The organism is Zeimonas arvi (assembly GCF_008039575.1).
In the GTDB taxonomy this organism is placed as follows: Bacteria; Pseudomonadota; Gammaproteobacteria; order Burkholderiales; family Burkholderiaceae_E; genus Zeimonas; species Zeimonas arvi.
Genome location: NZ_VDUY01000002.1, coordinates 1 through 19,445, shown reverse-complemented (window position 1 = coordinate 19,445; position 19,445 = coordinate 1). Strand labels below are relative to the sequence as shown.

Here is a 19,445-nt window from a genome sequence, read left to right as displayed (position 1 = left end):
TAGTCCAGCTTGAGCTGCTGGCTCTTGCGGGCGGCAGCCCCGCCCCGCGGCCACCGCCCTGCCCTGCACTACCTCGCGACTGTCACCCTGACTTCCTCCCGCGCCGCACCGCGATACCGCTCCAGATCGACCCCGGCGAGCTCGGGCACCTTCTTGTAGTCGACGCTCCCGGCCTTCAAGAAGCGCGTGACCGTCACGCCGCAGCCCTGCTCGCTCGTGTGCTCGGCGAGCGCCACGAGCCGCCCCTTGGCCGCTTCCAGCTCCGCCGCTACCGCCTCGGCCGACGCCTTCAGCCGAACGTACTCGGCAGCAGCCTCGGCCCAGGCCGGGTCGTCACGCTGGCGCGTGTCGCCCTCGGCCAGCGGCGGCGGGGTGTCGGTGCGCACGTACTCGTCAAACGCCTCCCACCCCCGCCGGATCGTGTCCCAGCACTCGGGCTCGGCCGGCTGCTCGACCAGATGGCCCAACTTGCCGTCCCAGACGTAAAAGTGCGCAAGCCGCGCGCCGGCCACCATCAACTGGTGCTGAATCTGCCAGTAGACGTGGATCGGCACCCGGCCGGCCCGGGCATCCTTCAGCAGCCCCGAGTCCTTCGACTTCGGGCACTTGATCTCCAGCACCAGGTCGCCGTCGAGCGTGATGCCGTCCAGGCTGGCCGAGTACACGCCGTCGACCAGCACGAGCGGCTGCATCACGTTGCCGGTGAGCGTCTCGTACATGACCCGGGCCTGCGGCTCGGTGGCGGTGCCGTGAGCCATGGCGGCGGTGACCTCCACGGTCGCCCGCCCGGTGCGCTGCTGCCACAGCTGGTACGGCGTCGTGTAGGGCGAGAGCCCGAGCACGGCGGGAGTCTCGGAGGCGTTGCGGTGGGCGAGCCGGTGCACGTGCCACTCGGCGCTGCCCTGAACGAGCTTGACGATCGTGGCCATCACGCAGCCCTCCGCTTCTGCTCCAGCGTGCGGATCGCCCGGCTCGCGCTCTGCGAGGTGAGCTCCTCCAGGCCGTCGATGCCGAAGAACTCCAGCACACGGTCAAGGTCGCTGCCGGTCTCTTCGAGCAGCCGCTCGATGTAGCGGATCTGCGCGACCGTCACCTTGCCCGCCGTGGGCAGCTTCGAGACCGGCGCCTTGGGCCGGCTCGGGGCGTCGACTTCTGCCGGTTTTGCCGGTTCGGCCCCCTCGCTCTGCGGCAGATCCTCGCCCGCGTAAACGTACAAGCCGAGCCCGTGCAGCGCGATGGCCTTGACCAGCGCCCGCTGGATCGAGGCGTTGATGTCGAAGCAGGTCGGCTCGAAGATCGGCCGGTTCTTGCCGTCGAGCACCGGGTGGATCTGGGAGAGCGTGACGCCCTGCACCGTGACGGCGACCTCGACGAAGTAGCCGGTCTCGGTGCGCAGGAACGGCAGGCCGTCGAAGCGCCTCACCTCCCAGCAGGCGCTCGGGTCGGCCAGCCGCAACTGGGCCACTGCGTACGGCCAGCTCAGGTAGCTGAACGCGCCCTTCTTCTCGACGTGCTCGTTGACGTTGATGCGGCTCAGGACCGCGAAGTAGTTCTCGGACATGGTGAGGCTCCTTGAATGGAAAACGCCCGGCGGGGCACGAGGCTCGACCGGGCGTCAGGGGGATGGCCGCAGGTGCGGCCGGACAGGTGCCGGGGTGGCACCGGCAAAACCGGCGAAACTCCGGGAGGGGAAAGTCGAGCTACAGGAGGCCCTTCTCAGCGAAGCTGACCGTCTCGCGGCGGGTGACGATGAAGTGATCGAGGACCACGACATCAACCAGCGCCAGCGCCCGCTTGAGCGCGTCGGTGAGCATCCGGTCGGCGGCCGAGGGCTCGGGCGCGCCGCTCGGGTGGTTGTGCGCGAGGATCACGCCCGCCGCGTTGCGCTTGAGCGCCTCGATGACCACCTCGCGCGGATAGACCGCGGTTTGGGTCAAGGTGCCTCGAAACAGCTCGGCGATCTCGATCACCCGGTTCTGGGGGTCGAGGAACACGACCGCGAACACCTCGTGCTCACGATCCCCGAGCGCCAGGCGCAGGTAGTCGCGCACCGCGCCCGGCGAGCCCAGCGCTTCGGTCGAACGGACCTCTTCGGCGAGCAGCGCGAGCGCCGAGGCCACGAGCGGATGACGGGTGGTACTCATGCCGCCACCTCGCTTGCCGCAGGGGCCTGGGCCTGGGGGCCGTGACCGGCCAGACCGAGCACGTAGTCGGCCGCGGCCTGGGCGCGGGCGGCAGCGGTGAAGATCAGCCGCTTGTCCTGGCGCAGCGCCCGCAGCCAGCTCTCGATGTAGCTCGCGTGCTCCAGACGGCCCTGGAGCCCGCAGTGGGCGCACAGGAAGGCCGCGCCCATCTCGGCCACCAGCTCCTCGAAGGCGTACGCCTCGATCGCCTGGCGCGGCAGCAGCGGCCGGTTGCACCGGCTCGGGTGGCCGGTCGAGTGGGTGAGCTCGTGCAGGGCTGTCGCGTAGAACGCATCGCCCTCGGCGAAGGCCGAGCGCGGCGGCATCTGGATGCGGTCCTGGCCGGGGGCGTAGAACGCCTTGCTGCCGCCGTAACTGATGGCGGCACCGGAGGCGTCGAGCAGCAGCTCGGCCGACTCCCAGGGCGTCCACTCGGGCATCGCCGTGGGATCGGGCAGCGCCTTGGGCGGCAGGCCGTCGATCTGCGCGGCGTTGAAGACGACGAAGGTGCGCATCAGCGGCACGATCCGGGCCGTGGCGTCGGGCGCAGCCGGCTCGCCCTCGGCGCGGATCTCCTTCATCTTGAAGAGGATCACCGGGGTGCCGACCTCGCCCTTGCGCACCTGCGCGCCCATGGCCAGCGCCTGCCGGTAGGTCATCCAGCGGTTGACCCGGTACTGCCGGGCAGCGGCCTGAAGGTTGAGCAGCAGGACGTTGATGCCGCGGTACGCGCGGCCGGTGGCCAGGTTGGCCGGGTACGGATCGGCCGGGTCGGTCGACCAGGGCTGAATCCACGGCGGGGTGCCGGCTTCGAGCGCGGCGACGATGCGCCGGGTCACGGCGTCGTAGAGGTCGTTCATGGAGGGTCTCCAGAAGCGCGAACGCCCCGCCGGAATGACCGGACGGGGCGTTGCAGGGGGATGAAGGGAGCGGGCGAACTAGACGTCTAGAAGCCGCTGGCGGCGGCGGGCGCGACGCCCTCGCCTGGACCAGATCCAGTTCGCCGCGATGAGCGCGAGCGTGACGGCCAGATCGAGCAGCCAGTAGAGGGCCGCCTTCATGGCCGGTCTCCCACGCGCAGGTTGATCCAGCCGGGGTAGTAGCGCCCGGCGCGGATGTGGCCGAAGGCGCGCTTGGCCGCGCTGGTGGCCACGCTGGTAAGCAGCCCGGCGAAGGTGGCGGCGACCAGGCCCGAGAAGGTGCCGAAGTGCAGCGCCAGCACGACGACGGAGACCGCGACGTCGATCGCGATGTCGTAGCGCAGCGCCCGCAGCATCCAGCGCCGGGGCAGCTTGATGAGGACGAGGATCGTCGAAAGGAAGATGACGAGGCCGGTGATGAACATGGTGAGCTCCTTGCGCCTGCCGAGGGTCGGGGTGACCGCTGAGTGCGACAGACACAGGGCGCGTACCGAGCGAGCGGCGGGGTTCACCGCCGCTCGATGGAGGCGGCGACGCTCGCGATTCCCGTGCGACGGGCGGTGGGCGAAGAGACTCCTTTTCCTCGTCGCGGAACCCGAATCCGAACCGGGGTCGGGTTTCAGCGAGGCCCGGGGAGAGATTCGGGGCGCGGGTTCGTCTCTGAAAAATTTTTCACAAAATTTTTCGGGCCGGGAATCGTTCCGATTTCTGATGCTACGGTCGTCAGGGACCGACCCGACCGTCGGGCGGGAGTGCCGTCTGCGCCCTGCGCCGGGAGCTGAGGGTCGTCTGGTGAGCCCCTACGGCTCTATCATCGGCACGAAGCCGCCCGGCATGCTCCGACAAGAACGCCCGAGACAGTGAACCAATCCGCCCTTTCCGCCTTCATCTGGTCGGTCGCCGACCTGCTTCGTGGCGACTTCAAGCAGTCCGAGTACGGACGCGTGATCCTGCCCTTCACCGTGCTGCGCCGGCTGGACTGCGTGCTCGAAGCCACGAAGCCGGCGGTGCTCGCCGAGCTGGCCGAGCGCGAGAAGACAGGGCTGAACCCCGAGCCCTTCCTCCTTCGCATCACCGATCGCGGCTTCTACAACACCTCCCCGCTCGATCTGAAGAAGCTGGTCGGCGACCCCGACCACATCCGCGAGAACCTCTTCAGCTACGTGCAGGGCTTCTCGCCGGCTGCCCGCGACATCTTCGAACGCTTCGAGTTCCACGCCCAGGTCGACCGGCTCGCCAAGGCCAAGCTGCTCTACCAGGTCACCGAACGCTTCGCGCAGATCGACCTGCACCCGGGGGTTGTCGACAATCACCAGATGGGCCTGGTGTTCGAGGAGCTGATCCGGCGCTTCGCCGAGATCTCGAACGAGACGGCCGGGGAGCACTTCACGCCACGCGAAGTGATCCGGCTGATGGTCAACCTGATCTTCATCGAGGATGACGAGGTGCTCTCGAAGCCCGGCGTCGTCCGGACCATCTACGACCCGACGGCCGGGACGGGCGGCATGTTGTCGATCGCAGGCGAGTACCTGGCCGAGCACAACCCCGAGGCCCGACTCACCGTGTTCGGCCAGGAGCTGAACCCGGAGTCCTACGCGATCTGCAAGGCCGACATGCTGATCAAGGACCAGGACGTGGCCAACATCGCGTTCGGCAACACCTTGTCCGAGGACGGGCACCCCCACGCGAAGTTCGACTACATGCTCTCCAACCCGCCCTTCGGCGTCGAGTGGAAAAAGGTCGAGAAGGCGGTGCGCGACGAGCACGAGAAGCTCGGCTACAACGGCCGATTCGGGCCAGGCCTGCCGCGCGTGTCCGACGGCTCGATGCTCTTCCTGCTGCACCTGATCGCCAAGATGCGCCCGGCCGCCGATGGCGGCAGCCGCTTCGGCATCGTGCTGAACGGCTCGCCACTCTTCACTGGCGGCGCAGGCTCCGGCGAGAGCGAGATCCGCCGCTATGTGCTGGAAAACGACCTGCTGGAGGCGATCGTCGGCCTGCCCACCGACATGTTCTACAACACCGGCATCGCCACCTACGTGTGGGTCGTGAGCAACCGCAAGCCGGCACACCGCAAGGGAAAGGTGCAGCTGATCGACGCGAGCGGCATGTGGCAGAAGATGCGCAAGAGCCTGGGCTCCAAGCGCAAGGAGCTGGCCGACGCGCACATCGACGAGATCACCCGGATTTTCGGCCAGTTCGTGGAGGCCGAGCAGGACGACAAGCCGATCTCGCGGATCTTCGACAACGCCGATTTCGGCTACCGAACGATCACCGTCGAGCGGCCGCTGCGCGACGAGGCCGGCAAGATCGTGCTCGGCGAGCGCGGCAAGCAGAAGGGCAAGCCGCAGCCGGATACTTCGCTGCGCGACACCGAGAACGTGCCGCTGAAGGACGACGTCGAGGCGTACTTCCGGCGCGAGGTCCTCCCGCACGCGCCCGACGCCTGGATCGACCATGAGAAGACGAAGGTCGGCTACGAGATCCCCTTCAACCGGCACTTCTACGTGTTCAAGCCGCCGCGCCCGCTGGCGGAGATCGACGCCGAGTTGAAGCAGGTGACCGACCGGATCGTGGAGATGATTCGGGGGCTGTCGGCATGAGCTTTCCGCGGTATCCGGCGTACAAGGACAGCGGGGTCGAGTGGCTGGGGGAGGTGCCGGCGCACTGGCCGGTCGCACCGATCAAGCGACGGTATTCAGTTGTCGGCGGGTCCACACCGAAGTCTGATGCGCCGGCCTACTGGGACGGCGACATTGTGTGGATAACTCCGGCCGACCTATCCCGGCTGAGGGGCTTCGAGATCGTCGAGTCGATTCGCACTATCACCCAGGAAGGTCTGGATTCGTGTGGGACGACGCTGGTTCCGCCGGGCAGCCTCGTTCTGTCGACTCGTGCGCCCATCGGCTCACTCGGCATTGCCACACGAAAGCTGTGCACGAACCAGGGCTGCAAGGCCCTCGTCCCCAGTGACGGCGACGAATCCCGGTTTCTCGCCTACCTGCTATCAGTCACCACCGAAGAACTCAACATCCGCGGGCGAGGAACCACGTTCTTGGAGCTGTCCGGTGACGAACTCGGCGCGTTTCGCATCCCGTATCCGCCCCGAGACGAAAAGTCGCTTATCACCGCCTTCCTCGACCGCGAAACCGCCAAGATCGACGCGCTGATCGCCGAGCAGGAGCGGCTGATCGAACTGTTGAAGGAGAAGCGCCAGGCCGTCATCTCGCATGCGGTGACGAAGGGGCTCGATCCGAACGTGCCGATGAAGGACTCGGGGGTGGAGTGGCTGGGGGAGGTGCCGGCGCATTGGGAAGTGATACCTCTCAAGTGGCTCACTGACGCAGACCGCCCGATCATGTACGGGATCGTCCTTCCTGGGCCAGATGTTGGCGAGGGTGTGCCGATTCTCAAAGGGGGGAACGTGCGTCGCGAACGACTGCATCTGGAGGCGCTCGCGCGTACGACAGCCGAGATCGAAGCGCCGTACACTCGGGCGCGACTCCGTGCTAACGACCTGGTCTACTCGATTCGGGGGACGATCGGCGACTGCGAGATCGTTCCTGAAGAGCTTGAAGGGTGCAACATCACCCAGGACGTTGCCCGAATCGCGCCCGCCGAAGGCGTTGACAGTCAATGGCTCAGGTTTGCACTACTCTGTGAGCCGGTGGCCGAGGATCTCGCCTGCGGCTCTCTCGGAGCGGCAGTTCGGGGGATCAACATCTTCGATCTCAAGCGCGCGCGCATCCCCGTTCCGCCTGCCCATGAGCGGGCTGCGATCGCCGCCCACCTGGTCGACGAGATCGCTCGGCTGGAAAGGCTCGGCGATACGGCCGTATGCGCGGTTGGACTACTCCGCGAGCGCCGCGCCGCCCTGATTTCCGCCGCCGTTACCGGCCAGATTGACGTGCGCGGTCGGGTCGATGCTGAGGCCGTATGACCACCCGCCCCCACTCACGAGTGCCGCCATGGCCAATGCCGTGCGTTTAATTGACGAGACGCGGAGCATGCCCCCCTCTTCCCCGCAGCTGTTCCGCACCCCGGCGCGAGGCGTCTCGAGCGCATGAACACTCAATGCCCCCGGAGGCCTTAGTGAAACTTGGCCTAAATTCCGAACGACAGCAATTCATGCTCGTGTACCTCTACTCTCAGACCGGATGGTTCGGACATAACGTACCAGCATTTTATGCCGACAAGGACGGCGGCTCCCTGGTGATCACGGGTAGATCTGGCGCGCTGCTTTCGCCTGACGTTTTTCTTGACCAACCAGGCCTCCTTGATCCAATTCCGCCTCACACGGGCCTGACATATTCGCTGCTCTGGTATTACCACAGGACGATGAACGACGAGCAGTTACTCGAATTCTGCAAAGGCTATGAGAAAAATTTCAATCTCATCCGCGAAGTGGGTCGAATTGCCACCTTGCCCCATGCTCGTAGTTACATCGTTTTTGCCCACGACGACGGCACGGAGGGCGACTCGCATGACGGACAATTAAGTACGGAGGAGAAGGCGCAGGTCGTAAGGATCAAGCGCGGAGGGCCGGAACTCATCGCCGAATACATCCTATCTACGTTCAACCATCCGTGGTATGCCTCCATTTTCTCCGGAAGCGAGCATCTCTGCGACGATGGTCAGATTAGAAAATTCAGCTTCGATCTGCTCGATGACTTCAGAGCCATGGAGCGAACGTCCGTTGATATTGATATCGAAGATGACGGCCTAGATGCAAGCGTCGAGCACGAACATTATGTCTACAATTTCGATGACGAATTGCTCGAATTTCTTGAGCGGGAGTTTTCGATCCCTCAAAGAGTGTTCCACCTGTTGAGTGAAGATCAAAAACAAGCCTTGCGTAAAACTGTCTCGTCCGACTTGGAGAAAATGTCCACTTTCATAGTCTCAGAGTTAATCAGGAGTCTTAACTCGGATGCATAGGAATCGTGCGGTTAGGTAAAAAGTCCTGCTATCTAATCGGGACGGCCGCGGACGCACAGACCACATCCGGACGATTAGATGCCGAACTTTCCGAGGTGCCCAGTGTGAGTGGAGGCAGTATGCACGCCCTCGCGCTGTAAGGCCGTCAGGGGAACAGTATTCGTGGCCATTCACAAAGAGATCGAGTTCGAGAACGACATCTGCGCCCACCTGGCCGCGCACGGCTGGCTGTACGCCGAGGGCGATGCCGCCGCCTACGACCGCGCCAGCGCCCTGTTCCCGGCCGACCTGCTCGCCTGGGTCCAGCAGACCCAGCCGAAAGCCTGGGAGGCTCTTACCAAGAACCACGGCGCATCCGCCGAGGCCACGCTCCTCGACCGGGTCCGCAAGCAGCTCGACGACCGCGGCACGCTCGAAGTGCTAAGGCGAGGCATCGAGTTTCACTACCTGCGGGAGCCGATTTTCCTGGCCCAGTTCAAGCCCGCCCTGGCGATGAACCCGGACCTTCAGACCCGCTACGCGGCCAACCGCCTGCGGGTGGTGCGCCAGGTCCACTACTCCCAGCACAACGAGAACGCTCTCGACCTCGTGCTGTTCGTGAACGGCATCCCGGTCGCCACCGCCGAGCTGAAGAGCCAGTTCACGCAGTCGGTCGACGATGCGGTGGACCAGTACCGCTTCGACCGCAACCCGCGCCCGAAGGGTCAGGCATCCCCCGAGCCGCTCCTCGACTTCCCGCGCGGCGCGCTGGTGCACTTCGCGGTCAGCAACGAGGCGGTCCGGATGACGACCCGGCTCGCCGGCCCGGCCACCCAGTTCCTGCCCTTCGACCAGGGCGACCACGGCGGAGCCGGCAACCCGGTGAACCCGACGGGGCATCGCACCGCCTACCTGTGGGAGAGCGTCTGGGCGCGCGACAGCTGGCTGGAGATCCTCGGCCGCTACCTCGTGGTCCGGCGCGACAGCAAGAAGCAGATCGCCTCGATCGTCTTCCCCCGCTACCACCAGCTCGACTGCACCCGGAAACTGGTCGCCACGGTGCTCGCCGATGGGCCGGGCGAGAAGTACCTGATCCAGCACTCGGCCGGCTCCGGCAAGACCAACTCGATCGCCTGGACTGCGCACTTCCTCTCCGAGCTGCACGACGCCGAGAACAAGAAGCTCTTCGACTCGGTGCTGGTCATCAGCGACCGCACCGTGCTCGACGCACAGCTTCAGGAGGCGATCTTCGACTTCCAGCGCACAGTCGGCGTGGTGGCCGTGATCTCTGGCGATTCCGGCAGCAAGAGCGCCGAACTAGCCACGGCGCTATCGGGCGACAAGAAGATCGTCGTCTGCACGATCCAGACCTTCCCCTTCGCGATCCAGGCAGTGCAGGAGCTCGCCGCCACCCAAGGCAAGCGCTTCGCGGTGATCGCCGACGAGGCGCACAGCTCGCAGACCGGCGCTGCCGCGGCCAAGCTGAAGGAAGTCCTGTCGACCGATGAGCTGAAGGAGCTGGAGGACGGCGGCGAGGTCGCCGCCGAGGATCTGCTCGCCGCGCAGATGGCCGCTCGCGCCGCCGCGCCCGGCATCACCTACGTGGCCTTCACCGCCACGCCGAAGGCCAAGACGCTGGAGTTGTTCGGTCGACGGCCCGATCCGAGCCAGCCCGCTGGCCCCGGCAACCTGCCCGCCCCCTTTCACGTCTACAGCATGCGCCAGGCCATCGAGGAAGGCTTCATCCTCGACGTGCTGAAGAACTACACGCCCTACAAGCTCGCCTTCAAGCTCGCGAACGAGGGCAAGGAGTACGACGGAAAGGCCGTCGAGCGCAGCGAGGCGCTCAAGGGCATCCTGCGTTGGGTGCGTCTGCACCCCTACAACATCGCGCAGAAGGTCCAGATCGTCGTCGAGCACTTCCGCGAGAACGTGGCCCCGCTGCTCAACGGCCGGGCCAAGGCGATGGTCGTGGTGGGCAGCCGCGTCGAAGCGGTGCGCTGGCAGCTCGCGATCGAGAAGTACATCAAGGCACAGGGCTATGGCATCGGCACGATGGTGGCCTTCTCCGGCGAGGTCAACGACCCGGAGTCCGGCCCGGACCCGTTCACCGAGAACAGCAAGACGCTGAACCCGAAACTGAACGGCCGCGAGATGCGCGAGGCCTTCGCCACCGACGAGTACCAGATCCTGCTGGTGGCGAACAAGTTCCAGACCGGCTTCGACCAGCCGCTTCTCTGCGGCATGTACGTGGACAAGCGGCTGGCCGGCATCCAGGCCGTGCAGACGCTCTCGCGCCTGAACCGGGCCTACCCCGGCAAGGACACCACCTACATCCTCGACTTCGTGAACGAGCCCGAGGACGTGCTCGAAGCCTTCAAGGTCTACTACGAGACCGCCGAGCTGTCCGGCGTGACCGACCCGAACCTGGTGCTGGACCTGCGGGCCAAGCTCGACGCCAGCGGCCACTACGACGACTACGAGGTCGATCGGGTCGTGGCCGTGGAGCTGAACCCAAAAGCCAGCCAGGCCGAGCTGTCGGCCGCGATCGAACCGGTAGCCGACCGGCTGCTCAAGCGCTACAAGGCCGCCACGGCGGAGCTGAAGATGGCGCAGGCGAAGAAGGACGCGAAGGCCGAGCAGGAGGCGCAAAACGCGCTCAACGCGCTGGTCCTCTTCAAGCGCCAGCTGGGCGCCTTCCTGCGCGTCTACGCCTTCCTGTCGCAGATCTTCGACTACGGCAACACCGCGATCGAGAAGCGAGCGATCTTCTACAAGCGGCTGCTGCCGCTGCTGGAGTTCGGCCGCGAGCGCGAGGGCGTGGACCTGTCGAAGGTCGTGCTGACCCATCACCGGCTGAAAGACCAGGGGCGGCGCGACCTGCCCTTGACCGCGCAGGATGCCGCCCAGCTCAAGCCGATGACCGAGCCCGGTGCCGGGGAGGTGCAGGAAAAGGAGAAGGTGCTGCTCGCCGAGATCATCGAGAAGGTCAACGACCTCTTCGAGGGCGAGCTCACCGACGACGACAAGCTCGTCTACGTGAACAACGTGCTCAAGGGCAAGCTGCTCGAATCGGAGATCCTGGTGCAGCAGGCCACGAACAACACGAAGGAGCAGTTCGCGAACTCGCCGGACTTCGGTCAGGAACTGGTGAACGCGATCATGGATGCGCTGGCCGCGCACGGAACGATGAGCAAGCAGGCGCTCGGGTCGACGAAGGTGCAGGCGGGCCTGAAGAACATCCTGCTCGGGCCGGCGCAGCTGTATGAGGCGCTGCGGGCGCGGGGGGAAAGCCGGCCGGGCTGAGTCGGCGAAGCTCGGTTGTCACGCCGACATGCCCGAAATCGCCCTTCCGATCTTCCTTCCGAAGTGGCATCGGAACTTACTATAGAAACACCCTATGTATACCTACCCTTCATACCTTCCTTTCTATTACTACTTCTTAAGATTGGAAGAATGGAATAGATTATATAAATCAAATACTTAACCATTCCAAATTCCAATCCAGTTTTGCTTAGAGTCGCACGCGAGCCGTGACCCGTCGAGCAATTTCGTGAACGTACGCACTGAGCTGAAGACGCCCTTCCGATGGTTCGCCTCCCTCCCGGTCTCGATCGTGGCACTGAACTCGATCATGCTCGGCACGATCACCAGCGCGGCTGAGTACGACGGCTGGATCAGCTGGGGGCACGAGGCGTCGGGCCTGATGTTGGTGCCGATCGTGTTGTGGGCGGTGTGCGTGTACGCGACACGAGGCCGTCGACTCTAGGTCCCGAGGCGGAGAGGTTTTGCTCAATTTCGTCAACTCCACTCACCTCGACATGTCCGCACCCCTAGACAGCGTCACCCCCACCTAGCGCCTGCTGGATTTCGGGACGCACCACAGCTTTCCTCTTCGGCAAAGAGATGGGACGAATGCTTACAGACATTTTCGCAAATCGGTACGCCGGACGCCGGATATGGAATACGTTTGGAGCCGCCGAACGAGCTTTATTAGTCCAATGCTTCCGAAACGTCGCAGAACAGGTTATGCCCTACTGGCACCAAGGCAAACCAAACGAGTCCACGAAGAAGCTCTGGGATTCCGTGGAGCGACGCCTTTCTATGGAATTGGGCCTTGAGGAGTTGTCGCCGCGCGCTTATGGTTACTACAATCCGCAGAAATTCTGGATCAGCGGCACGTACTCGACGGAGATGGTGTGCAGGTCATGGATGCTTGCAGATATCTCCGAGGGTAGTGACCCAGACTCCTTCATGAAGGAGCGTTTAAGCTTTATTGAATTGGCGTTCCGAGAACGTGACGGCACCTTATCTAGAGAACGCTTGACCTATGAACTTCTAGGGAAACGGGGATTATCCCATGTAAATATCGAGCAAGCGGCACAGCGTAGCCATGAAATGCTTCGTGCATCCTTCACGGCGTACTGCAATGAACTGAATGAGCGCTTCCGTCTAGCCAGAGCTCCGGTCAGCTACCACAATGGTTTTATCCAGCTGACGACCGATGAAAAGCTAGAGTTGGAGGTCGTACAACCTTTCTGGAAGCTTGTGGCCGACAAGCCGTGGGAGAACGTGAGCATTGATATGGCGGAAGCGGTCGATCGTCGCGACACCGAGGGACGAGATCCCGCCTTCTACGCCGCAAAAGCGCTGGAGAGCGTGATCAAGATCATCTCGGAACAGAAGGGCTGGACGCGCGGCCACGAGAGAGGGGCTGCCAACTATATTGACAATCTTGTGAGCGAGCGAAACGGGAGGCGCTACATCGATGTATGGGAGAAAGACCTCTTGGCAGCGTTTTTCGCGAAGGTACGCAATCAGCTCGGCCATGGCCCCGGCGGGGAGCCCATGCCGAACTTGTCGAACCAACAAACAGACTGGGCTATCGCGAACTCCATGTCTTGGTGCAAGTCGCTAATCGAGCGCTTATAGCCGGGACAAACATCTACGCAAATGCGAAGAGCCGCTCCATACACCTCGTTCAGTTTACGTTCTCGGTCAAGGCGGGTGACCGGCCCCCACTGGTGGAAATGGGGCTAGCACACAAAAATCGAGGCATCGGGCAAAGCAAAAGCGTACGACACGTTACACAAACTCAACGAAGTAGTGTGGCGAGGCATTGGCATTGTCACTCTGCGGCCGAGTTTGCAGCCCGCTTCTGTCGGTCCAGGTCAATGCGAGCTTTCCGTTCCTGCATGTAGTGGATTGGGTCCCACATCCCAGCTCCTGCCCTCTCGCTAGGGAGCCTTGCGTACTTTCGGAGTCTGCTCGCAATGTCAGCCGCCTCGATGCCGAGCGCAGCGTACTGAAACTGACGCTCCTCAAATCCCTCTTCGTAGTCAGGCGGCCCTGCGCTGTACTCGAACTCAGCGCGTACGCTATGACTCGCTGCGCGGATCTTGGATGGGAAGTTCAAGATTTCATACATGAGGTTCGCCGGTAGCGATTTCCATTCAACATTAATATTCTCCAGCTCCAAGGTAGGCGCTGGTACTTGCACTTCTCTGCACCCGTCCTCACCGTATCCACCGTCGATTAGCCCGTCGTCCCCAACGACCTCTGCGCATTGATCTACGAATCGTTCAAGTTGGGTAGTCACCTGTATACAAAGATACTCGGCTGCTTTCCGATTACCCCGAGCAATAAACCACCACTCCTTCGCGCCCGAAAGCAGTGCTCCAATAAATACACCTATGAGGCCGAAAATAGCGGATTCCATATTATTCTTCCTTGTCCTTACGTCGAGACTAATTGCATCTGCGTACCCAGATGAGAAGAGGCGCGCGATTACCCCACGAAATGTTGGCGATCGACCGGCTGTCAGCGAGAGAGCGTGGATTGTGTGAGTGTATGTGTGCCGAAGCTGGCACCGGTCGCCGACCCCACAAGTTCGCCACCCTGCGGATTTCCGATGCGCACGGATCAACTCCGGAGGAGCATGGATGTGCAACCGCTACGTGAGTCCCGACCAGGCCGAGATCGAACGGTACTTCGAGGTCGGCCGGCGCAACCCGACGCCGCCCTGGCCCGCGGAGATTTTCCCTCGCGCGCCTGGCCCGTTCGTTCGTCTCGACCGTGACGGTCGTCGCGAGCTCGTCGTCGGCCGGTGGGGGCTGATCCCGCACTTCGCCAAGTCGCCGGACATCCGCTACTCGACGAACAACGCCCGCAGCGAGGAACTCGCCGAAAAGCCCACATACCGAACACCATGGGCCCGCGGTCAGCGCTGCATCATTCCGGCGCTGTCGTTCGACGAGCCGAACTGGGAGAGCGGCAAGAACATCTGGTGGCGCTTCCGACGGACCGACGGTGAACCGTGGGGCCTGGCCGGACTGTGGAATGCCTGGATCGACCGCGCGACGGGCGAGATCCACGAGAGCTACACGATGCTGACAATCAACGCGGACGACCATCCGTTGATGCGGCGCATGCACAAGCCCGATCCGGCACTGCCGGCGGACCAGCAGGACAAGCGCAGCGTGATCCCGGTCGAGCGCGTCGACTTCGAGCAGTGGCTGGCGGGCACCGTCGAGGAGGCCGAGGAGCTGATGCGGGTGCCGCCGCCCGAAGCGTTTGACGCCGGGCCGGTTTTTATGAAGCCGCACCGCGGGTAGCCCGCAGGCTCAGCTCCTGAGCCTCGACGCGTCCATCCTGTCGGGATGGCCGGCTTCCAACCTCACGCCGCTCCTCGCCCCTGCCGATACTGCCACTGGCTGATAGCCGTCGAGCACCACTGCGGCACGGCGCTCTGCGGGCGCGAGAATCAGATCGCACGGCACTGGCCAGCCGAGGGCGGCTGCGTGCTGTGGGAGCGCGAGCCGGGGGCGGATGATGACGCTTTGGGTGATCGATATGCTTCAGAGCACGCCGCGACCGGTCTCCGACTTCAGCAGCGCGGCAAGTTGTGAGCCCGACTTCAATTTTTCGATGAATGCGCAGCCCTGGTCCCAAGGCAACCAGTAAGGGCAGGCCAGAAAGTAGGTGTCGAGCAACCCCGTCGGATTCCCCTTCTTTTTCAACACCATGTGCTCGCCATGGACAGGGCAAGTCGCCAGCTCCACCCCTTCCTTTCGCCGAGACAGGTCCGACTTGAGATCATCGATTCTTTGGGTGACGATCTCAGCCGTGCCTGGGTTGGACACGATCTCGCCGAATTCATCCGCCGTGAGTGATAACTCGGGCGCAGACGTATCCATCATCAGAGCATAGTCCGAGCGCGTCAATCGCTCCTTGTGATTGCAGGCGCGTATCCCTCCCCTCACGAAATACCAACCAGTGCAACCCCAGAAAAAGTCGCGGGGGCCGGGGACGGGTTGGTCGCGAGGCCACTGCAACTTCATTTGCCGAGCGCACTTGGGGCACGCCTTTCCAAGGGAGTCGGCAAAGACGTTGTACTGAAGCACATGGGTGGTGTCGAGGTTGACTTCAACTTTCGTAATCAGTTCCTCGTTGTCGAGAATTTTCTCGGCGGCCGAGACCTCCTTGGCGTGATGGAGGACCCGCATTAGGTCGTCGCGCTCCTGGCGCAAGTCTTGCCACCGCCGCCGTTCCTGGTCGGAGAGGCGGCCGTTGCTCTGGGCCCTGTTGCGCAAGTGCATGATTTCGTCGTTGACCTCGCGCAAGCGGTCGTGCTTGCGGCGAGACTCATCCGCGGCGGCTTCCTTGACCGCGCCCCCTTTGCCGACAAAAGCGTCGTAAGCGTCGCGCACGGTCTCCACCACCGCGGTGACGGTATCCAACACGGCACCTATCACCGTTCCCAGGGTGTTTGACAGAAAATTGAAGAAGCTCACGCCAGCTCCTTTGAAAGTACGCGTTCTTGTTGTTGCAGCCGGAGAGCCATCAGCTTGTCGCGATGTGACGCATACGACGCCGCAAGGCCCGTCTGATTGACGGTTCGGTCGAAAATCAGACCTCCGGCAATAGCAGCTGGAATGGACAGCAGGCCCCCATCCAAGGCATAGACCGCTACGCCGACGGCTTGTGTGGCAACGATACGTTGGCCACGTCTAGACAAAGCCAGCTTGAACTCGTCCAATGACTGTGACCCGATGGCAAGCCGTCGCCCCTCATACAGGGCGACAGCAGCCAGCGGAAGCAAGAGATGAAAATGCTCAAGGAAGGCCTCCACAAGCGACTCGTCAAGATCCTCGACAGCGCTCCCCACTTTTTCGCGCAAGTCTTGATTGGAGATGCCGCTATCAACTACCAGGCCACTGGCGGAGACCTCGTTAGTGGCCAATATCTGGATGTCCGGATAGCGCTCCAGCGCTGCGCGGACGTAACCAACGCTGTCGGTGGCCTTGAGTTGCAGATATTCCACTGCTGAGCCGTTCGCATCCAGAATGCGTAGGTCCCAGCCCGGTTGCGTCATCGATTCCGCCAGCACCGCAGTCTGCCCTGGCTCCAGAAGCAACGGCCCAACCTGCTCCCCTGCATTGAGCCGTTGCGCGACCAGGTGCTCGAAATATTTTCCCTTGGAGGTGTTGACCGCGCCTTGCAGTGCCTCATCGTTCATTTCAAACAGCCGGGATTCGTCCAGCAACGGATTGGTTTCCCGGATGGCCCGCAATAGCAATGGATCGACATCTTCCTGATTACTGAGTGTCCCAATGTGTACGGATGCCGCCGCCGCCGTCACGTCCAGCAACGATTCCCGGTTGGCACGGAGATAACGTCGAAAGGCAGCGTGAAATGCCTCCCCCGCGGGAATATCGGTCCGTGCATAGCGCTGGCTTAACTGCACAAGCGCCCGGGAAGGTGGGGTGCGCATCATGATTGGGTTAAGCCTTGCGCAACCGGGCCAGCTCTGACTTTACGCGCTGCAAGTCGGCTACCCAGCCCGCTGTGGAGAGGCCTTCCGGTTCCAGCCCCAGACCTTCCTCGATGCGGGTGATACGCCGCTCCAACCCTTGCGCGAACTGGTCGAGCCCCCCCAGTACTTCTTCCACCATCAGGAGGTGCTGCTCCATCTGGGTGCGCAGGTCTCTCTGTGTCACTGATTCGAACATCGCGTCCTCTCAGAGATTGCGTGCAAAATTCTTCTCCGCCAGCGCCAATTGAGGGTTGTTAATGCGGACGGTGGTCACGCAGTCGTCGTGCCTGCCTTTGCCTTGAGGCTGACCCAGAAGCCCCCGTTCTCCTGAGTCAGGGCCAGTTCCGGGTAGGCACGAACCATCTCAGATAGTGCCGTGTGCCCATATGTCTTGGCCGTGAAGCCGGGGTCGGTGCGCTTCATGTATTGGCCTAAGGCGCCCAGCCCGACACGCCCATCCGGCGTGTCAGCAGCCAGTAGCATCACGGCGTTGATGACCGCCTTAGGGCGACGTTTGGCAACAGGTTTCGAGGCTGCTGCCGGCGTCGGCTTTGCTGCGTCTACCGGTTCGGCCGGCGATTCAGCTGGCAACCATTCGAAGAACTGGTCGCTAGCATTCCGAAGGGCGTCGGGCGTCTTCGCCTCCCCGACTATATGCACGGTCGCCCCACGTTCGCGAAGCTTCCGGCAGAGGTGGGCGAAGTCGGAGTCGCTTGTGACAAGGCAGAATGTGTCAGCCCGCGAGTCGAACATCGCTTCCAATGCGTCGAGCGCCAGCGCGATGTCGGCCGTGTTCTTTCCAGCAGCGTACTGGTATTGCAGGCAGGGCGTGAAGGCCAGGCGGACTAGCGCGTCCTGCCACTTGTTCGCCAACGTCGCGTGATTCCCGTAGCCGCGGCGCAGCACTAATCGCCCAAACTGGGCAACGATGCTCAGGCCGTATTCCAGGATGTCTGGAGTCGTGTTGTCGCAGTCAACGAGTACTGCGACGCGCGCATCTCCTCCGATCGCGTGATTGCTCACGCCGTCAGCCCTACCGATAGGCGCGTGTGGAAGGCGGGCCGGAGGCCGCGATACATGTGCATGTGAGGTCGACGAAGGTGGTTTACCGGCGTTCGTACGCCTTTCAGGCTCGTCGATCTCAGCGTGTGGGAACAGGCCGTAGGGGATGGGCGGTAGCCTGTGGCCGATGCGGTGCGGGGTCGTCGACCCGAAACAGCATTCCGGATGTATGTGAGAGACACCGAGTCACGAAGTTGGTCGCGCGAACTGCGATACCCATTTGAGGCCCCGCGACGCGCCCCAATTCGCTGGGAATGCGAAAGCAGGAACCCCGCCGAAGCGGGGCTTGCGCGACAGCACCCGGCCTACGCTTTGGGCCGCCTCAGCGCCAGGCCCGCGAATTCGGTCGAAGGTGGGTGCGTGATGTGGGAGCGCGTGCGAGCCGGGGGCTGATGATGACGCCCCCGGGAACTGGAGCCACAGAGCCCGCCCCAGACTGCCGCGGCAGACGTTGAGCGCCTGCGCACCCTCGATCAAACTGCCCTGGCTAGCCACTCAACCGGGGAGCGAGAGGAATGTCCGAGCGCAGTGACGATGCCGTTGAACGGGAGACTCTATACGCGGAGGTCTGGACCGACCCGATGACCGTCGTGGCCGAGCGCTACGGACTCTCGGATGTCGGCCTGGCCAAGCTCTGCAAGCGGTACGCCATCCCGGTCCCGAGCCGCGGGTACTGGGCGAAGGTCAAGGCCGGACGGATCATGGGGCGGCCGCCCCTGCCCGCCCTTCCGCCCTCGGTGCCGGCCACGACCACGCTCACACCCCTCTCGACCGAGCAGCGCAAGAAGCGCACGGTGGCACGCAACACAGTGAAGCGGGTCAAGGCGTCCTACCCAAAGATCGAGGTCCCGGCCGATCTCGTCGCCCCTCACCCGCTCGTTCGGGAGGCGTCGAAGCGCCTGAAGCATCGCGACGGGTGGGACAGCCCGCCGGGGCTGCGCAGCGCGCCGAAGGAGGTGCTGCACCTGGAGGTGAGCCGCGAGAGCCTCGACCGAGCGCTGCGGCTGGTCGATACGCTCATCAAGGCGCTCGAAGTCTCGGATGTCACGGTCCACGTCGACAGCCAAGCCGGCGAGACCGTGCTGAAGTCCGCCGGCGCTGAAGTGCCGCTGACGATCACCGAGAAGGTCACCTGGACCGAACACGTGCCGACGCGCACCGAGCTTCGCGCCAGGAGGCGGTACGGCAACTCGTACCTGACCGGCGAGGTGGTCCCGTACCCCCACATCCCTCGTGTCGATCCGAACCCGACCGGGCGGCTGACAATCACCGTCGGCTACAAGTACGGGGGGCGAAACTGGAACGACACCGAGCGCAAGCCCCTGGAGGACCGCATGGGCGAGGTGGTCGCCGGGGTCATCGCCTTCGTCGAGCTCAAGCGCGCCGAAGAAGCTGAGCGGGCACGGCGCGAGGAGGCGCGGCGTATGCGTCCGGGCAACCCATCTTGAATCGAGTCGCCTGAGATAGGAGCCTCGTGTCCGCGTAACTCTTATGCGGACACATGGACACTTATCCCGTAGAACTTCCGGATCGCCGCCGCCGGCGCCG

The 19,445-nt window shown here is 63.5% G+C and carries 17 protein-coding genes and 1 pseudogene; 8 read left to right on the top strand and 10 right to left on the bottom strand.

Features of this window, described 5'->3' with window-relative positions:
* Positions 1-68: 68 nt before the first annotated feature.
* From FHP08_RS04520 to FHP08_RS04500, 6 genes and pseudogenes are all read right to left on the bottom strand, one after another.
* Positions 69-929 carry a lambda-exonuclease family protein gene (locus tag FHP08_RS04520; RefSeq protein ID WP_147703146.1) on the bottom strand — a complete coding sequence of 287 codons (861 nt, stop codon included), beginning with the start codon at positions 927-929 and terminating at the stop codon, positions 69-71.
* Positions 929-1,561 carry a Sak single strand annealing protein gene (locus tag FHP08_RS04515; RefSeq protein ID WP_147703145.1) on the bottom strand — a complete coding sequence of 211 codons (633 nt, stop codon included), beginning with the start codon at positions 1,559-1,561 and terminating at the stop codon, positions 929-931. The genes FHP08_RS04520 and FHP08_RS04515 overlap by 1 nt, the downstream gene beginning before the upstream one ends.
* A 139-nt stretch (positions 1,562-1,700) precedes the next feature.
* Complete coding sequence (gene radC, locus FHP08_RS04510) at positions 1,701-2,327, bottom strand: RadC family protein (RefSeq protein WP_407703996.1); 627 nt, start codon at positions 2,325-2,327, stop codon at positions 1,701-1,703.
* Positions 2,291-3,043, bottom strand: a pseudogene (locus FHP08_RS04505) (ArdC family protein); the annotation flags it as partial. The gene radC and the pseudogene FHP08_RS04505, both read right to left, overlap by 37 nt.
* Positions 3,044-3,121: 78 nt before the next feature.
* Positions 3,122-3,244, bottom strand: a complete 123-nt coding sequence (locus FHP08_RS18730) for a hypothetical protein (RefSeq protein WP_267285482.1) — start codon at positions 3,242-3,244, stop codon at positions 3,122-3,124.
* On the bottom strand, positions 3,241-3,528 hold the full coding sequence (locus FHP08_RS04500; protein WP_147703142.1) for a hypothetical protein: 288 nt from the start codon (positions 3,526-3,528) through the stop codon (positions 3,241-3,243). The genes FHP08_RS18730 and FHP08_RS04500 overlap by 4 nt, the downstream gene beginning before the upstream one ends.
* A 435-nt stretch (positions 3,529-3,963) precedes the next feature.
* On the opposite strand from FHP08_RS04500, the gene FHP08_RS04495 reads away from it, so the two are divergent.
* From FHP08_RS04495 to FHP08_RS04465, 7 genes are all read left to right on the top strand, one after another.
* Complete coding sequence (locus FHP08_RS04495) at positions 3,964-5,706, top strand: type I restriction-modification system subunit M (RefSeq protein WP_147703141.1); 1,743 nt, start codon at positions 3,964-3,966, stop codon at positions 5,704-5,706.
* Positions 5,703-7,043 (top strand): restriction endonuclease subunit S, encoded by a 1,341-nt coding sequence (locus FHP08_RS04490; protein WP_147703140.1) that lies wholly within the window; start codon positions 5,703-5,705, stop codon positions 7,041-7,043. The genes FHP08_RS04495 and FHP08_RS04490 overlap by 4 nt, the downstream gene beginning before the upstream one ends.
* A gap of 188 nt (positions 7,044-7,231) precedes the next feature.
* Positions 7,232-8,041 (top strand): hypothetical protein, encoded by an 810-nt coding sequence (locus tag FHP08_RS04485; protein WP_147703139.1) that lies wholly within the window; start codon positions 7,232-7,234, stop codon positions 8,039-8,041.
* A 162-nt stretch (positions 8,042-8,203) separates the two neighbouring features.
* The gene (locus FHP08_RS04480; protein WP_147703138.1) at positions 8,204-11,326 is read left to right on the top strand and encodes a type I restriction endonuclease subunit R; all 3,123 of its coding nucleotides are present in this window, start codon (positions 8,204-8,206) and stop codon (positions 11,324-11,326) included.
* A 247-nt stretch (positions 11,327-11,573) separates the two neighbouring features.
* The gene (locus tag FHP08_RS04475; protein ID WP_147703137.1) at positions 11,574-11,789 is read left to right on the top strand and encodes a hypothetical protein; all 216 of its coding nucleotides are present in this window, start codon (positions 11,574-11,576) and stop codon (positions 11,787-11,789) included.
* Positions 11,790-11,926: 137 nt separating this feature from the next.
* Positions 11,927-12,952, top strand: coding sequence for an AbiJ-NTD4 domain-containing protein (locus tag FHP08_RS18400; protein ID WP_323808888.1), 1,026 nt, complete (start codon positions 11,927-11,929; stop codon positions 12,950-12,952).
* Positions 12,953-13,962: 1,010 nt separating this feature from the next.
* A complete protein-coding gene (locus FHP08_RS04465) occupies positions 13,963-14,634 on the top strand; it encodes an SOS response-associated peptidase (protein WP_147703136.1) in 672 nt (223 codons plus the stop codon).
* Between the two features lie 243 nt (positions 14,635-14,877).
* Here the strand turns inward: FHP08_RS04465 and FHP08_RS04460 are convergent, their stop codons facing one another.
* From FHP08_RS04460 to FHP08_RS04445, 4 genes are all read right to left on the bottom strand, one after another.
* Complete coding sequence (locus FHP08_RS04460) at positions 14,878-15,813, bottom strand: hypothetical protein (protein ID WP_147703135.1); 936 nt, start codon at positions 15,811-15,813, stop codon at positions 14,878-14,880.
* The gene (locus FHP08_RS04455) at positions 15,810-16,796 is read right to left on the bottom strand and encodes a hypothetical protein (protein ID WP_147703134.1); all 987 of its coding nucleotides are present in this window, start codon (positions 16,794-16,796) and stop codon (positions 15,810-15,812) included. Before FHP08_RS04455 ends, FHP08_RS04460 begins: the two co-directional genes overlap by 4 nt.
* Positions 16,797-16,803: 7 nt before the next feature.
* Complete coding sequence (locus FHP08_RS04450; RefSeq protein ID WP_147703133.1) at positions 16,804-17,031, bottom strand: hypothetical protein; 228 nt, start codon at positions 17,029-17,031, stop codon at positions 16,804-16,806.
* 74 nt (positions 17,032-17,105) lie between these two features.
* On the bottom strand, positions 17,106-17,858 hold the full coding sequence (locus FHP08_RS04445; RefSeq protein WP_147703132.1) for an NYN domain-containing protein: 753 nt from the start codon (positions 17,856-17,858) through the stop codon (positions 17,106-17,108).
* A gap of 554 nt (positions 17,859-18,412) precedes the next feature.
* On the opposite strand from FHP08_RS04445, the gene FHP08_RS04440 reads away from it, so the two are divergent.
* Positions 18,413-19,345, top strand: a complete 933-nt coding sequence (locus FHP08_RS04440) for a hypothetical protein (RefSeq protein ID WP_147703131.1) — start codon at positions 18,413-18,415, stop codon at positions 19,343-19,345.
* Positions 19,346-19,445 lie beyond the last annotated feature (100 nt).

Bases quoted from the DNA above. Each gene is read 5' to 3' on its own strand.
- FHP08_RS04520 (WP_147703146.1), bottom strand. From the start codon at position 929: ATGGCCACGATCGTCAAGCTCGTTCAGGGCAGCGCCGAGTGGCACGTG.
- FHP08_RS04515 (WP_147703145.1), bottom strand. From the start codon at position 1,561: ATGTCCGAGAACTACTTCGCGGTCCTGAGCCGCATCAACGTCAACGAG.
- FHP08_RS18730 (WP_267285482.1), bottom strand. From the start codon at position 3,244: ATGAAGGCGGCCCTCTACTGGCTGCTCGATCTGGCCGTCACGCTCGCG.
- FHP08_RS04500 (WP_147703142.1), bottom strand. From the start codon at position 3,528: ATGTTCATCACCGGCCTCGTCATCTTCCTTTCGACGATCCTCGTCCTC.
- FHP08_RS04490 (WP_147703140.1), top strand. From the start codon at position 5,703: ATGAGCTTTCCGCGGTATCCGGCGTACAAGGACAGCGGGGTCGAGTGG.
- FHP08_RS04485 (WP_147703139.1), top strand. From the start codon at position 7,232: ATGCTCGTGTACCTCTACTCTCAGACCGGATGGTTCGGACATAACGTA.
- FHP08_RS18400 (WP_323808888.1), top strand. From the start codon at position 11,927: ATGGGACGAATGCTTACAGACATTTTCGCAAATCGGTACGCCGGACGC.
- FHP08_RS04465 (WP_147703136.1), top strand. From the start codon at position 13,963: ATGTGCAACCGCTACGTGAGTCCCGACCAGGCCGAGATCGAACGGTAC.
- FHP08_RS04455 (WP_147703134.1), bottom strand. From the start codon at position 16,796: ATGATGCGCACCCCACCTTCCCGGGCGCTTGTGCAGTTAAGCCAGCGC.
- FHP08_RS04450 (WP_147703133.1), bottom strand. From the start codon at position 17,031: ATGTTCGAATCAGTGACACAGAGAGACCTGCGCACCCAGATGGAGCAG.
- FHP08_RS04440 (WP_147703131.1), top strand. From the start codon at position 18,413: ATGTCCGAGCGCAGTGACGATGCCGTTGAACGGGAGACTCTATACGCG.